Genomic DNA, 14188 nt, shown 5'->3' on the forward strand with positions numbered 1-14188 from the left:
GGTTTAAAAACAGAGGGACTCACAAGCCAATCCATCACCGTCATTATCGAGTCGATCAACGCCGCAACTATTAAGATAAAACTGCGCTTCTTGGCAGCTTGTCATTTGGTTGCAGTAATATTTATCTTGGCAGCTAAACGTTTCGATATTTGGCTCTGCTTTATCCGTTAATTGACACAAGCTATGTAGTGCTTGTTTATTGGTGTTGTATTGTTGAAATAGGGATAAGTGAGAGTGTTGCTCTAATTGAGCAACAGTGACTTGAAACTGATGGATTTCTGATAGCGAGAAGCCTTGATGGGGCATAATAAAGGCCATACTGGTGTTTGCTGCCTGCGGTGCTAAATAAGCCTTAAAATAGGCGGAGGGAATACGTACCTTATTATTAATCCAGAGGTTATCTTCTCTGTTGTAAATTGGACCAGTCACTACCTTTAAGCTGCCCAGCTGCTGGGTACATTGACGCTCCCATGCTTCGAGCTCAGCCCAGCCTTGACGATTAAACTCGGGCCGTTGCGGGGCAATATTACTCATTAAATAAGACTGTTTGGCAGATGCAACAGAGAAGTCCATAGACGCTGCTGGCGCTAAATGGCCGCGGTCATAGCCCGAGCCGATATAGTCTGCTGATGCCACTTGGACCGCAAGTGGCAATGAAGCATCGCGACTAAATGATTCGACGGTTGCAAAGCCTGAGATACTTTCAGGGGTTAAGGTGTAGCTTACCCAGTCTGCAACCCCGTTTAGATAGTTAAAGCCAACGCTATAGCCATCGCGGCAGATCACTTGATCTGGTTGACTAGGCATATGGTTTGTTGAACAGGTGATGAATGACTCTGAATCTATATTTGCTGCTTGGGAGCCTTCTAGGGGCGTATTACTTGATTGGCAAGCGAGCAACAAACTGGACAAACTGATGATGAGTAGTCTTCGCATAAATACCGCTTATATTGAGTCTTTTGTTATTAATTTAGGCGTAAGTCCGAGTATGTGCCAGCTCATAAGGATAACCTGTGAGCTAGCCCCTTAGATTTCCATTACTTTTTGCTTTATGCTGAAGGAAATGAATAGCGAGGGATACGATAATGCAACAAGGGTTTAATCTCGGCGTGATTGAAGGGTTTTATGGCAAACCTTGGTCTTGGCAAACACGCGAGCAGTATAGCGATTTTTTATTGAAGCAAGGTTACGGCGCTTATATTTACGGTCCTAAATATGACCTTAAATTACGCGAAGAGTGGCAGCAACCTTGGACTGCTCAGGAGTTTAATCATTTAAAACAATTGGCCGCTTGCTATCAACAGGCGGGGCTTAAATTTGGTATCGCACTGAGCCCATATGAAGTTTATCAGCATTGGAACCAGAGCACGCGTCAAGCGCTTACCATTAAGATGGCTGAAATAAATGCTATCGGTGCAGATATACTTTGTATTTTATTTGATGACATGCGTGGTGACATACCTGATCTGGCCATTAATCAAGCTGAAATTTGTGATTTTATTGCTCAGCAAAGCCAAGCACAGGAAATCATCATGTGTCCAACCTACTATTCTGATGATCCCGTGTTAGAGCGCATTTTTGGCGCTAAACCGCATGACTATTTGGAAAATCTTGGCTTACAGCTTGACGCTAAATTTGATGTCTTTTGGACCGGGCCAAGTGTTTGGTCGGTATCTTACCCACCTGAGCACTTAATACGTGTCGCCGAGCAGTTAGGCCGACAACCTGTGATCTGGGATAATTATCCGGTTAATGATATGAAAAATTGGCACTATTTGTTTATGCGTGCTTTTCAAGATCGATTGGCGAGTATGCCAACGTTGACCCGAGGTCATTTTGTTAACCCGATGAATCAAGCACAGCTATCCAAGATTGCCTTACATAGCTTGCCGCGTTTATACGCTGAAGGTGACCAATATGAGCCAAATTTAGCCTTGCGCCAAGCATTATCAGAGCTAGCACCAAGCGCATTAGCCAGTCAGTTACTTAATGATATCGCCACTTTTGCTGATCGAGGGTTTAAGCAATTATCCGATACAGAAGTTGAGACATTGAAGTCACAATATGGCCAGTTTGATCATCCAATGGCACAAGAGGTTCTAGGTTGGTTGAATAAAGAATTTGAATTTGATGCTAATAAAACTCAGCTTTGGATCCAAGAGTAATATGTTAATTATTTGATTAATATGGTTTTGTGTGCTTTATTTCTAACGATGTCGGCGCTAATTCAGGCCAATCTTTTTGAGTAAAAAATTATTTTTCATCAGGGTGAAAAATATTCACTTTATTTCAATGCGGGCTAACGTTATTTATTGCCCTGCAATTGATATTGGAGCCTTAGGTAATGGGTAAAACATTCATTAACGACGACGATTATGATGACGATTATGATGATGCAGAATTTCACGATGCTGCTGATCATAAACGTAAAAAGAAAGAAAAAATTCAAGCAAACCTAGAGCGCGAGAAAAGGCGCCAAAAGAAATATGCCGAGGGTGACGACAAATCATTCTAACAAAAAGCCAGTTTTAAACTGGCTTTTTTATTAGTTTGACTCAATCGGCCATTGTAGTCATACGTTTGATTTTGGTCATAATTACATCATACCTGCAGCGGTTGAATGTCTACCGCTGATCCAGTTTTCGCGAAATTTCCAGCCGTTGGGGCGGTCTTCACAAACGCCTTGATAATATTGCCTTGTGACGCCAAGAACATAAGCATTAGATAATTCGCAATAGCTATCTAATCCCTCTTCATAGCCTTTCTTATAGTCAGCTAAGTTTATTTCGCCTAAGTTAGCTAATTTTTTCAGATCGTTAGCTGACTTTTCTGAATGCCCTTGTTGGCCGTCAATCGTGCCAACTTTGTACCAGTTATTTTGAGTTGCAAGGTTTTGCTGCTCTGTGTTTGCACAGGCACTCAGTAAGCCGATAGTAAATAGTGTAATTACTAATCTCATTTTGTCCTCCTCGAGAAGAGCAAGCGTTATTTCATCAATTTCACTTTAGGCTTAACCGGCGACTAAGACAATAACTGATAACCAAGACTATGCTCAATTTAGTTAGCTAGGTCAGCCCTAGTTAACCGGATATAACAAGCATACGCTTGGTGGATATGCTTGGATTACTAATAAACACTATTTGTATCACTTCTATGCACATTGATTACTTGCGAAAAATGCTCAAGGCCTAATGAAAAATGCGCTTCGTCAATGACGCTTATGTGAATATATTTCTTCCCTTGCGCCATTTATTGATCAGCGTAGGTGAATCCAATAACTTAGCCAAGGAGCTAACCAGCTCTACTTTTTTTAATGGCTCTTTGTTTTGATGAAGCACTTGATAAGCGGCCTTGGTTAAACTCTCTTGCTCGCTCTGTATCTCTCTAACTTGTGGAATAAAGCCGGTTAAGTCTGTCGGATCGGAGTAAGATTTTTGGCATTGAGAAAGCGATGTGGAATGATAGCCAGCGCAAGCAAGGGATCTGACAGGGTAAACTGAGCAAGCGTCATTAAGTAGCAAGGGGCACTCTATATTGGTTGTGTCATGTTGCTCGGTTGTGATGCTGTTGAGTATTGCTGCAGTTGATTTAATTCGGGTAACAAGCGTTTCACTTTGTTCGCCACTTAGTTCGGTTTTTATGTAAAAATATATTCCAATTATTTCATGTGGAAAAGCAAGGACTCTTATGTTGCAGCATGTTGAACAGCCTTTCTTACAGGCTATTTCAGTATGCTGAGACATTTTTTTACTCAGCTGTGCAGTTTGTAATGCAGCTAATTTGGCTAGCTGGTTCGTGTTCGATTTAGCCTGCGAGTAGCAAGATTGGAGGGCGATGATATGGTCTCGATATAAAGCAGCATTCATTTTAATCTACAACTTTTACAACAGATTAATGGTAAGCTCTTTTTAACCGTTAAAGTCCCTCTTTAAAATGTGGATATTACGATGCCTCATTTCGGTATTAATTACTGAACTCAAACATGCCGTTGTTTAGCTGTAACTCTCGGTCTAGTTTTTGACTCCAACGTTGTTGAATTTGCTTTAAATCGAGACTGTGTTTTTGCTGCTCAAAAGCATTCTGCCATTGTTTTAAAATGGCCGGGTCGGTGTTGCGTGAAAACGCTAAGTAGCTATAAGCGGTAGTAACATAAAACACGGTCACTAAAGAGCGATATTCGGGGTGGTGTGAAAGCATGTAGGCATGCTCAATATCGCCCGTTAGCACTAAGTCTAAGCGTTCAGACATCAGCATTTTGTAGGCTTGCTCTAGATTGCTAACCGGATAGCCGTTGCTAAAACCTTGGGCTTTTAACCATGTTTCGCGATTGTCGGCGCGTAATACACCAATGTTATCTACTTCTTTATATTGTGCCAGTTGCTGGTAAGGGAATTGTGTTGTATCTCGTGCAATAAAATACCAGCGCTTTGCCATCACTGGTCCTATCCAGTAGAAATGCTCCTCGCGTTGAGGGTTGCGCTCAGCACTGAAAATTAATGTATTACGCTGCTGCATTCCTGCCTCAAGCACTCGGGCCCAAGGTGCTATTTGAATTTCGCTTGGCGTCTCCACGTGCTTCATTAGCAGTTTCACATAGTCAGTGGTAATGCCGTCCATTTTGCCATGCTGTTCAAAGTTCATCGGTGGTTCATGGGACGTTAGGATGGTTAATTCAGCTTGAGTGAAGCTGGGGACAATCGTCAATATTAATAGCAGTCGTCGAAGCCAAATCATGGTTTGATAGCCTAGCCTAAAAAAAGCAGAATAAAGAATTATAACGAAAATTACATCAAGCTAAAGAGGATATTTCTAGCCAGGCAACTCTCGTTAACATACCTCTTTATATTGCTTGGCTCTATACGGCTTTAAAATCCGTGTTCACAACTAAATTCCATGCTTTGATGAGTTCTTGGGTGTTTTATTTTAAGCCATGTTGCATGCAGTAGCAGACGTTCAGACATCGCTAATGCTTCTGGTGTGGCATAAAAATAATCGCCTAAAATAGGATGGCCGATAGCTTGCATATGCACCCTAAGTTGATGAGTACGACCGGTAATGGGCGTTAATTTTACTAGACTGCTGTGCTGGTCTTCACTTTCAACTTCAAAGAAGGTTTTTGACGCCTTACCGTTTTCGTAGCAAACGATTTGTTTGGGGCGGTTTGGCCAATCACAAATTAAAGGAAAATCAACTTCTCCTGCTTTCTCTGCTAAGTGCCCCCAAACCCGCGCGTAATAAACCTTTTCTGTTTCTCGGTTCATAAACTGCATTTTTAAGTTGCGCTCAGCTTCTTTGTGCATGGCGAGAACCATCACACCCGATGTCGCCATATCTAAACGATGAACAATTTGTGCATCAGGAAACTGTTCCTGTACGCGGCGCCAAGTGCTATCACTGTGATTCGGGTCGCGCCCAGGCACTGACAGTAATCCACTTGGTTTATTCACCACTATGATGTCGCGATCTTGAAATAAAATATCTAACCAAGGGTCGGTAGGAGGGGTATAGTGCAACATTGCCATAATGGTAAAGGGTTCCAGAAAAAAGTGGCGCTAGGATAACCTTTCATCGTCAATTGCGCAAAAAAGCCAGCTGGTTTTTTACGCCTTTATTGGCTATGTCAATCAGAAATCGGCATAAGTAAAGTGGCTTATATTTCCTGTTATGAAGTATTGGACATCGCTTTGTAAGTGCTCGGTAAGCTAAATGTGCAGGCTTAAAGTGCGTAAAGATGAAACGAAGGCTAATCAGGTGAGTTATTGTTTGCGTTGGTGCAGGGTAGGCTTGTTGCTTTCTCACTCAAACTCTAAAATAATGCCGCTGAAACCTAAGGAATAAATAATGATATTAACGGATATAAATAAGGCTCAATATCGCCATCGACTAAACCGGGTGATCATTGCATGTATAGTGGTGCTGACCGTGTCTGCGTTGTCTATTTCAACAGCTTTAATTTACTTTTTTTCCGACGGCTCTGAAACCCACTTTATGCTAAATTTAACAGGGGTTGTCTTAGGCGGGGGACTCGTTCTGCAACTGCTTCGTCACTTTAGAACTCATCCCTATATGCATGAAATAATGTATGTCTGGGACTTAAAGCAGGAGCTTAATTTAATTAACCGACGTTTACGTAAAGTGCAACAAGCGGCGCAGCAAGGGAATTACCATGCAATGTTAGCGCTGCATTTTTCCTATCAAGGTTCACAGCAGCTTTGGCAATTGGATGATAACACCATTACTTTAGATGATTTACGTCCGTTGATGAATGAACTTGATAAGTTAGCACAGCAATTCAATTATGAACTCAAGACCGATGCATACTCACGGGACATGCTAAAAGAATTTTAAGCCTTATATGATGGAATCATGGCATGACGCAAACTGATGATCTCGCTTTTCTCCGCCCCGGAATGATGCTTCATGTTGAAGCCGTAACGCCAGCCGGCGTTCGTTCAAAAATGAAGTTGCCATTAATTGGTTATCAAGCGGGTGATTTTTTGTTACTGCAATACCCTGATCCTAGTCGTTGGGGAGATAAATATGATGTACTCAGAGAAGGGTATGAGTTAATCGTCCGGGTATTAGCGGAAGATGAGCTAGGCTCGGTGGTGGCCTTTAAGTGTCAAATTCTACCCACAGTGACTCGGCCAATTAAAATGTTAGTGGCTTCTTATCCAAAAATGGTGCAGCAGCAACCACTGCGAGCTGAGCGGCGTATGGCAACAAAATTGTTAGCTAAGGTGCGTTGCGGCACGCAAATGATGGCGGGTCAGTTACTCGACATTTCGGTGCATGGCTGTCGAGTGCGATTGGCCGATCCGGTGCAAAATGCGGCTTTTAAGGGGCAGCAAATGACAATTATGGTTGAAAATGCCAATAAAAGTGAATTGTTCAAGCTGTTGGGCGTGGTGTGTAATCAAAAAGAAGAATCGGGGCTGTGGTCGGTAGGAATCAAACTAGATCAAACAGCGAGTCAGAATATAGAAAAACTTTTTGAGAAGATGCTCGTTAGCTTAGATGAAGTGTAATCGCGGCAAATAATTATCAGCGCCCCGGGACATGGGGCGCTGCCCACCTTATCCACGCAGGCCTTGTTTAAAGTTTTGTAAGGTTTTGAACATAAGCTCAATCTTTTTCACTAAACGAGGTAAATCACGTTCAAATTCTTCATTCGAGTTGCTTTGTTGCAGTGCCAATAAATCGGCAGCGAGCTCTTCTACATGAACTAAAAACCGCGCAGAGCGCGTGGTAAATGGAGTATTGTCGCCAAATATTGCTATGAAATTGGCTTTATCCTGCTCTTTAAGCGCCTCAATAGACTGGTCTGCATCAACAGATTGGCGATAAATTAGCTGAATATTTTCTTTCAAGCTGTTTAAAATTTGTTCGTGTGTCATAATATACATTAAGCCGTTAGTAATGTTCTTAGTATATACTTAAGTAACGGTAAGCTGAATGAGCAACTAAAATGGGTGATCAGTTTTAATACTTGGTCGTATATTTTTAGGTCAGCTAGCAAATTCGCATAGTGATTGGGAGGCGATATGCAAGTATCAGGAAATTCTGGTTTAGGCCAAGAAGCATGGCAGGCAGCCATTGGTAAGAAACAGCAGCAAGCTGAAGGGCAGCAGGCGTTGCAGTTGATCCAGTCAGCAACGGCGGGATCACCAAGCTCTGCACCAAAACCGGATCCATCAAGCTCTATTGGCCAGAATATTAATATTCAGGTCTAGTTATTGCTATGAGATCTCTGCTTCATAAAAAACGCGCTTTATTAGCGCGTTTTTTTTATGATTTTTACCAAGGAATGAGCCCATCACTAGGGATGGAACAAATCCAACGGCGTTTTACTTTTTTCACCTGCTATCTCGCGAACCAACTTCGGCACTAGAAAACCTGGTAGTTCATGCAACATGGCTTTCACTAGCTGTTTCGCTTGCTGTTCATCCACTTCAAAATGCGCGGCACCTGCTACCTTGTCCAATTGATGAAGGTAATAAGGCAAGACATCTGCTGCAAATAAAGCTTCGCTTAAGTTAATTAAGTCAGCGCTAGTATCATTGATGCCTTTTAACAGTACACTTTGGTTTAGCAGGGTAATGCCATAGCGCCTTGTACGTTGTAGCGCCGCTGTGAGCGCTTGATCTAACTCATTAGCATGGTTTATATGCAATACCATTATCGCCTTTAAAGAGCTCTGTTGTAGCCGGCTCAGTAATGCATCGGTTAAACGACTTGGGATCACCACGGGGAGTCGAGTGTGTAATCGTACCCGAGTAAGGTGGGGGATCCGCTCTAATTGGGTTAACAGCCAGTCAAGGTGCTCGTCTTTGGCCATGAGGGGATCGCCACCGCTAAGAATGACTTCGTTAATTTCAGTATGCTGGCGAATATAATCGAGCGCTGTGTGCCATTCATTTTTATTCGGGCTGTTGTCCTGATAAGGAAAGTGGCGGCGAAAGCAATAACGGCAATTCACGGCACAGCCACCTTTAACAATAAACAGTACCCGGCTTTTGTATTTGTGCAGCAACCCGGGTGCGGCAGTATTGTGCTCTTCAAGGGGATCAGGACCAAATCCTTCTACTTCTAGTAATTCCTCTTTGAGAGGCAGCACTTGACGCAGTAGTGGATCGTGTTTATCACCCACTTGCATTTTTTTGACAAAGGGCAATGGCACTAACATTGGGAAAGATTGGCGTGCAATGAAGCCCTCGATGAAATCCTTTTCGTTCAAATTTAGGATTTTGATCAATTCAGAGGGGGTTTTGATCGCATTTGCCAGTTCTTTTTGCCAATGCCCCTGCACAGGGAGGTCATTTCGGGTTATTATTTGCGGCATTTGCGTAACTCGATTTTGCTAAGAGGAAAAAATGGCAACATATAGTACCAGTGATTTTCGCAGCGGCCTAAAAATAATGCTCGATAACGAGCCATGTGCCATCATCGAAAACGAATTTGTAAAGCCCGGTAAAGGCCAAGCCTTTAACCGCGTGCGTATCCGTCGTTTACTTTCAGGTAAAGTATTAGAGAAAACCTTTAAATCAGGTGAGTCGGTAGAAGCGGCTGACGTGATGGATTATGACCTAGCTTACCTATACAACGATGGTGAGTTTTGGCATTTCATGAACAATGACACGTTTGAGCAAGTCGCAGCAGATGCGAAAGCGGTAGGTGATCAAGGGAAATGGTTAATTGAGCAAGACATTTGTACGATTACCACATGGAATGATAATCCGATTGCAGTTACCCCGCCTAACTTCGTTGAGATTGAAGTGACCGAAACCGATCCAGGCCTGAAAGGCGATACTGCTGGAACGGGTGGCAAGCCAGCCACTCTGGCCACTGGTGCCGTTGTTCGTGTTCCTTTGTTTATTCAGATTGGTGAAGTGATTAAAGTTGATACGCGTTCGGCCGAATACGTAGGTCGAGTTAAGTAATTTCTTAATGAGACAAAAAAAGCGGAATGTTTCCGCTTTTTTTAATGATTTTGTAATAGCCTACAAACTAGAGCTAATGTGTTACTTTTTGCTTCATCGCTCTCGGACTCGTTTCTGCTTTTTGAAAAGCCTCTAACTTGAGTGCTTTCTTACTAATGTGTTTTATCTCATCAATTTGCCAATCGATTAAATCTTCTAGTTGCTCAACATAACTATTATGTGACGTTTGCGCCAGTTGATAACCGAGTACAGCTGCAAGCTGATTGCCTGCGTGTGTTAAAAATTCTAAATCCTCATTTTTATACAGCTTGGTGGGGTCATAACTTTGCAGCACTAGCACGCCAAGTAGTTCATCTTGAAATACTAAAGGCAAACCTAGCCAGCTCTCACTTTGCGTACCACGAAAGGTGATAGCACCGGACTCTTTCAATCTTTGTAGCTTTTCGCTGTCTGCTAAAAAAGCTTGCTTACGACGAAAAATATACCCGACTAAGGTAGATTCAATAAATTCACGCGCAGGTGTTAAGCCTGGTAGTTCGACATTTTCATCTGCTTGATCAACGAAATATGGAATATGAATATGGCTTCTTTCAGCGTTATACAATGCCAATAACATGTTATCGGCATACAGAGCTTTTTTTATTGCTTGATGAAAAGCGAAAAATACCTGGCTTAATGGCAATGCTGTTTTACCAAGTTCAGATATTTCGTAAAGTGCACTTAAGCGTTGAGTCATTTGAGATTGCGGCTCTGCAAGGGCGTCTTGCGTTGAGTCCGCCTTAACGTTAAAAGTAAAAACATTTGCTTGAGAATCATTCATAATTTCACTACTACTTATTGGCCACTCTCAATAGCATATACGCTAAAAACAAAGTTGCTTAGTTTTTAGCGCAAAAAAACTTACGAATATAGATTAAATTAAATTAATGTTTAATAAGTGTTTTATAAACAGTTGTTTAGGGTTTTAGCTTGATATGATAAGTACGACAGTAAAGCCCAAAGCGCCGGACTTTACTGTATAAAATACTGCAATTGAGCTTTATGTTAATTAAAGCATCTGAAGTAGCAAGGTAAAGACAAAAACTGATACAGCAAAAGCGGCGCCATAACAGATTACTTGTTGCCAATCTCGCCCTCGCTTAACGCCTATATCATGTAAGCCATGAAAAATACGATGTAGCGTATGCCAGAGTGGTAGTGCGATCAGTACCAATAAAATAGCCGCACCGTACCAAGAAGTAGCAAAACCATGTACACGCTCATAGCTAAGTGCTTCTGGGCTAATAATAGCTAATGGTACTAAAATACCGGTAATTAGTATCATTACTGGTGTTAAAAAGGCCGTGAGCATGCCACCAGCGCCAAATAATCCCCAAAATACGGGCTCGTGAGAGCGCTTTAATTTAGTTGAATCGGTATGACTCATAACGCCTCCTATAGCGTAATAATTATCAGAGCGGCCAAGCTTGCTAAGACAAAGCCTGCGTAATGACCGATAACGATGAATTTATCATCTAGCTTTTTTCCTTTAAGCCAGATATCAGCAGCTTTAGGGGCTAAGTCAAACCAAGTCACGGTGTGATACAAGGCTAAGCCTAACGCGATGATATGAAATAAGATGGCAATAGGGTGTTGTAGCGCGTCAAGCCATCCTTGCCATGCCTCTGGTCCTTGGGATAATCGCAATAAGCCCCAAGCCAAAATGCAACTGTAAATAGTGATGGCGATACTGGTCCCTTCACGGATCATATACTTAGTATAAAAAGCATGTTTCAACCACCAATCCACGGGCAGTTCGCGCTGATAGGGTTTTCTTTTACTTGCTGGATTATTCATATACCGCGCTCCTTAACTTGGACGAACTAACAACGGCTAACTCACGCTGATAGGGTTTATGTTCGTATAATGTGTTATTCATCTAGCTATGCCTTAATCTGGCTTAAACATACCAATAAGATAATCCTTGGCACTTTCCACCTTAAATAGTTGAATGGCTGCCGCAGGGTCGACGCCTTTTGGGCATACTTGAGAGCAGTAGCCGACAAAGGTACAACCCCAAACGCCTTCTTCCGCATTCACTATTTCCATGCGCTGGGCGCTGCCGGCATCGCGCGAATCACGATTGTAACGTGCCAGTAAAGCTAACGCCGCGGGACCGGTAAATTCGGTGTTGAGGGCATACTGAGGGCAAGCCGAATAACACAATCCGCAGTTAATACACATGGAAAACTGTTTATATTTAGCCATCTGCTCTGGGGTTTGAATGTATTCACCATCATCGATGGATTTTTCCTGCGCAGGAATAATATAAGGTTTAATGCTTTCAAGTTTCTTAATAAAATCATCCATTACCACGACTAAGTCCCGTTCAATTGGAAAGTTAGCCAGTGGTTCTAGTTTGATTTTGTTAGGGAAATAGTCGCGTAAAAATGCTTTGCAACCAAGCTTTGGCACACCGTCTATCATCATGCCGCAGCTACCACAAATCGCCATCCGACAAGACCAGCGAAAGCTAATGCTGCCATCAAGTTCATCTTTAATGTATTGCAAGGCCTCTAAGATCGACATTTCTTCGTCGTAAGGAATGCTATAGGTTTGCATAAACGGCGCCGTATCTTGCTCCGGCCGATAACGTAAAATATCAATTTCAATCATTGGGTTAGTCATGCTTCACCTCCGCTGCTTTGGCTGCATCTTGCGCGTCTGAGGCGGCGCCATAAACTCGCTCTGCTGGTTGGCTTTTTGTGATGGTGACACTGGCGTAGTCGATAGTGGGCGCCTTATCTGGATTATAAAAAGCCAGTGAATGGGTGAGATAGTTTTCATCATCGCGTTTTTCATAACCGTCAATACGTTGATGAGAGCCACGGGATTCTTTGCGTAAAATAGCGCTATGAGCCATAGCTTCAGCAGTATCAAGGAGGTAGCCTAGCTCAATGGCGTATAACAGTTCGGTATTAAATACACTGGATTTATCGCTGATTTTAATATTTTTATAGCGTTGTTTTAATTCGGCTAATTTGTCTATTGCTTGCTGCATCGAGGCTTCGGTGCGGTAGATTCCGACACCCGCTTCCATGCAATCACCCATTTCTCGACGAATTTTGGCCATACTTTCTGTGCCATCGTTGTGTAATAAAGCCTCGGCTTTATCAATGACGACTTTAGCGGCATCGCGTACTTTGCCTATTGCACTATGCTTATTTTCTTGCGCGAATTTAGCAGCCTGTTGGCCTGCGACTTCGCCAAATACCACTAGCTCAGATAATGAATTAGAGCCTAGGCGATTGGCACCGTGTAAGCCGCTCGAGGCACATTCGCCAACAGCGTATAAACCGGGTAAGCGAGTCGCGGTTTTAGCGTCGGTTTCAATACCGCCCATGGTGTAATGTACGGTGGGGCGAACGGGTATTAGCTCATGAACAGGATCTACACCAACATAGGCTTTGGCTAATTCGCGAATGAAAGGTAAGCGTTCGTTAATTTTGGCTTCACCGAGGTGGCGTAAATCAAGGTGCACCACATCGCCGCGCTTAGTTGAAATAACCCGGCCTTGTTGTTGCTCTTGCCAGAAACACTGGCTAAGGCGATCGCGCGGACCGAGCTCCATGTGTTTATTTTTGGTTTGACCAACGGGGATTTCAGGCCCTAAACCGTAATCTTGTAAGTAGCGATAGCCGTCTTTATTGACCAAAATACCGCCTTCGCCACGACAACCTTCCGTCATTAATATGCCCGAGCCAGGTAATCCTGTTGGATGATACTGAACAAACTCCATGTCGCGCAGGGGCACGCCGTGACGGTAACACATGCTCATACCATCGCCGGTCACAATGCCACCATTGGTGTTATAAGTGTAAACTCGACCGGCACCGCCCGTGGCGACAATCACGGTTTTAGCGTGGATAACGCGGGTAATGCCTTCGGCTATATCGAGTAACACCGCGCCTTGCACCTTGCCATCAAATACCAATAAATCAAGGCAAAAATGTTCATCAAAGCGTTTGATTGAAGGGTACTTAATTGAGGTTTGGAACAAGGTATGAAGCATGTGAAAGCCAGACTTATCGGCGGCAAACCAAGTGCGCTCTATTTTCATTCCGCCAAAGGCGCGCACATTAATCTTACCGTCTTCCTTACGGCTCCAAGGGCAGCCCCAATGCTCTAACTGAGTGAGTTGGCGAGTGGCATTTTCGACAAAGTATTCAACGGTATCTTGGTCGCAGAGCCAATCGCCGCCCGATACGGTATCGTTAAAGTGGTTGTCGAGAGAATCGTGCTCTTGCACTACTCCTGCAGCGCCACCCTCGGCCGCGACGGTGTGGCTGCGCATCGGGTAAACTTTAGAAATCAAAGCAATTTCTAACTCGGGATTAGTTTCTGCCACGGCAATGGCGGCACGCAACCCCCCTCCTCCTGCACCTATAATCGCAACGTCCGTTTTTATGATTTCCACATTAACCTCCTAAGGAGTGATTATTTTATATTTGTAGATGATCCTCTCTTCCACACTCTAAGAGATGATCTTGATCAAAAACTGCTTCTGAATTAAACCAAATTGACTAATATTTCTTATTTCAAAACAATTGATTAATGTTTTTATTGGCTAGCTCTTGGAACAGAGAAAACAAAGATAAAGTTAGTCGAAATCAGCATAAGTTGAACCATTAATGAGAAATTTATGGATAAACAATCGTTACTCTGTGATCTGTGTGATGGTTAGTTGTTAAGTGAGTATCCTGTAAAGA

18 protein-coding genes are annotated in these 14188 nt (G+C 43.0%); 6 read left to right on the forward strand and 12 right to left on the reverse strand.

Annotated elements, in window-relative coordinates:
* Positions 1-3: 3 nt before the first annotated feature.
* On the reverse strand, positions 4-936 hold the full coding sequence (locus K6Y31_RS09855) for a DNA/RNA non-specific endonuclease (RefSeq protein ID WP_233052614.1): 933 nt from the start codon (positions 934-936) through the stop codon (positions 4-6).
* 149 nt (positions 937-1085) lie between these two features.
* On the opposite strand from K6Y31_RS09855, the gene K6Y31_RS09860 reads away from it, so the two are divergent.
* The gene (locus tag K6Y31_RS09860) at positions 1086-2165 is read left to right on the forward strand and encodes a beta-N-acetylglucosaminidase domain-containing protein (RefSeq protein WP_233052615.1); all 1080 of its coding nucleotides are present in this window, start codon (positions 1086-1088) and stop codon (positions 2163-2165) included.
* A gap of 179 nt (positions 2166-2344) precedes the next feature.
* On the forward strand, positions 2345-2515 hold the full coding sequence (locus tag K6Y31_RS09865; protein ID WP_233052616.1) for a hypothetical protein: 171 nt from the start codon (positions 2345-2347) through the stop codon (positions 2513-2515).
* Between the two features lie 81 nt (positions 2516-2596).
* On the opposite strand, the gene K6Y31_RS09870 is transcribed toward K6Y31_RS09865, so the two are convergent.
* From K6Y31_RS09870 to rluA, 4 genes are all read right to left on the reverse strand, one after another.
* Complete coding sequence (locus K6Y31_RS09870) at positions 2597-2959, reverse strand: DUF2799 domain-containing protein (RefSeq protein WP_233052617.1); 363 nt, start codon at positions 2957-2959, stop codon at positions 2597-2599.
* Positions 2960-3218: 259 nt separating this feature from the next.
* The gene (locus K6Y31_RS09875; protein WP_233052618.1) at positions 3219-3866 is read right to left on the reverse strand and encodes a YkgJ family cysteine cluster protein; all 648 of its coding nucleotides are present in this window, start codon (positions 3864-3866) and stop codon (positions 3219-3221) included.
* Between the two features lie 97 nt (positions 3867-3963).
* Positions 3964-4734, reverse strand: coding sequence for a substrate-binding periplasmic protein (locus K6Y31_RS09880; protein WP_233052619.1), 771 nt, complete (start codon positions 4732-4734; stop codon positions 3964-3966).
* A gap of 131 nt (positions 4735-4865) precedes the next feature.
* The gene (gene rluA, locus K6Y31_RS09885; RefSeq protein WP_233052620.1) at positions 4866-5522 is read right to left on the reverse strand and encodes a bifunctional tRNA pseudouridine(32) synthase/23S rRNA pseudouridine(746) synthase RluA; all 657 of its coding nucleotides are present in this window, start codon (positions 5520-5522) and stop codon (positions 4866-4868) included.
* Between the two features lie 319 nt (positions 5523-5841).
* Between rluA and K6Y31_RS09890 the strand changes: the two genes are divergently transcribed.
* The gene (locus K6Y31_RS09890) at positions 5842-6348 is read left to right on the forward strand and encodes a DUF3087 family protein (RefSeq protein ID WP_233052621.1); all 507 of its coding nucleotides are present in this window, start codon (positions 5842-5844) and stop codon (positions 6346-6348) included.
* A gap of 23 nt (positions 6349-6371) precedes the next feature.
* Complete coding sequence (locus K6Y31_RS09895; RefSeq protein WP_233052622.1) at positions 6372-7028, forward strand: PilZ domain-containing protein; 657 nt, start codon at positions 6372-6374, stop codon at positions 7026-7028.
* 48 nt (positions 7029-7076) lie between these two features.
* Here K6Y31_RS09895 and K6Y31_RS09900 read toward each other — a convergent pair whose 3' ends face one another.
* Positions 7077-7397: a hypothetical protein gene (locus tag K6Y31_RS09900; RefSeq protein ID WP_233052623.1), complete on the reverse strand. Its 321-nt coding sequence runs from the start codon at positions 7395-7397 to the stop codon at positions 7077-7079.
* Between the two features lie 147 nt (positions 7398-7544).
* On the opposite strand from K6Y31_RS09900, the gene K6Y31_RS09905 reads away from it, so the two are divergent.
* Complete coding sequence (locus K6Y31_RS09905) at positions 7545-7733, forward strand: hypothetical protein (RefSeq protein ID WP_233052624.1); 189 nt, start codon at positions 7545-7547, stop codon at positions 7731-7733.
* An 86-nt stretch (positions 7734-7819) separates the two neighbouring features.
* Here K6Y31_RS09905 and epmB read toward each other — a convergent pair whose 3' ends face one another.
* Positions 7820-8842: an EF-P beta-lysylation protein EpmB gene (epmB, locus tag K6Y31_RS09910; protein ID WP_233052625.1), complete on the reverse strand. Its 1023-nt coding sequence runs from the start codon at positions 8840-8842 to the stop codon at positions 7820-7822.
* A 31-nt stretch (positions 8843-8873) separates the two neighbouring features.
* Between epmB and efp the strand changes: the two genes are divergently transcribed.
* Positions 8874-9440, forward strand: coding sequence for an elongation factor P (gene efp, locus K6Y31_RS09915; protein ID WP_232801397.1), 567 nt, complete (start codon positions 8874-8876; stop codon positions 9438-9440).
* Positions 9441-9513: 73 nt separating this feature from the next.
* Here the strand turns inward: efp and K6Y31_RS09920 are convergent, their stop codons facing one another.
* The 5 genes from K6Y31_RS09920 to frdA form a co-directional block, all read right to left on the reverse strand.
* Positions 9514-10260 carry a GAF domain-containing protein gene (locus tag K6Y31_RS09920; protein ID WP_233052626.1) on the reverse strand — a complete coding sequence of 249 codons (747 nt, stop codon included), beginning with the start codon at positions 10258-10260 and terminating at the stop codon, positions 9514-9516.
* A 228-nt stretch (positions 10261-10488) separates the two neighbouring features.
* Positions 10489-10866 carry a fumarate reductase subunit FrdD gene (gene frdD / locus K6Y31_RS09925; protein ID WP_233052627.1) on the reverse strand — a complete coding sequence of 126 codons (378 nt, stop codon included), beginning with the start codon at positions 10864-10866 and terminating at the stop codon, positions 10489-10491.
* A gap of 8 nt (positions 10867-10874) precedes the next feature.
* Entirely contained in the window at positions 10875-11276 is a 402-nt protein-coding gene (locus tag K6Y31_RS09930; RefSeq protein WP_233052628.1) for a fumarate reductase subunit C, read from the reverse strand.
* A 93-nt stretch (positions 11277-11369) separates the two neighbouring features.
* Positions 11370-12107, reverse strand: a complete 738-nt coding sequence (locus K6Y31_RS09935; protein ID WP_233052629.1) for a succinate dehydrogenase/fumarate reductase iron-sulfur subunit — start codon at positions 12105-12107, stop codon at positions 11370-11372.
* The gene (frdA, locus tag K6Y31_RS09940) at positions 12100-13896 is read right to left on the reverse strand and encodes a fumarate reductase (quinol) flavoprotein subunit (RefSeq protein WP_233052630.1); all 1797 of its coding nucleotides are present in this window, start codon (positions 13894-13896) and stop codon (positions 12100-12102) included. Before frdA ends, K6Y31_RS09935 begins: the two co-directional genes overlap by 8 nt.
* Positions 13897-14188 lie beyond the last annotated feature (292 nt).

Origin of the sequence: Motilimonas cestriensis, from assembly GCF_021295315.1 — a bacterium.
GTDB lineage: Bacteria > Pseudomonadota > Gammaproteobacteria > Enterobacterales > CBDFNC01 > Motilimonas > Motilimonas cestriensis.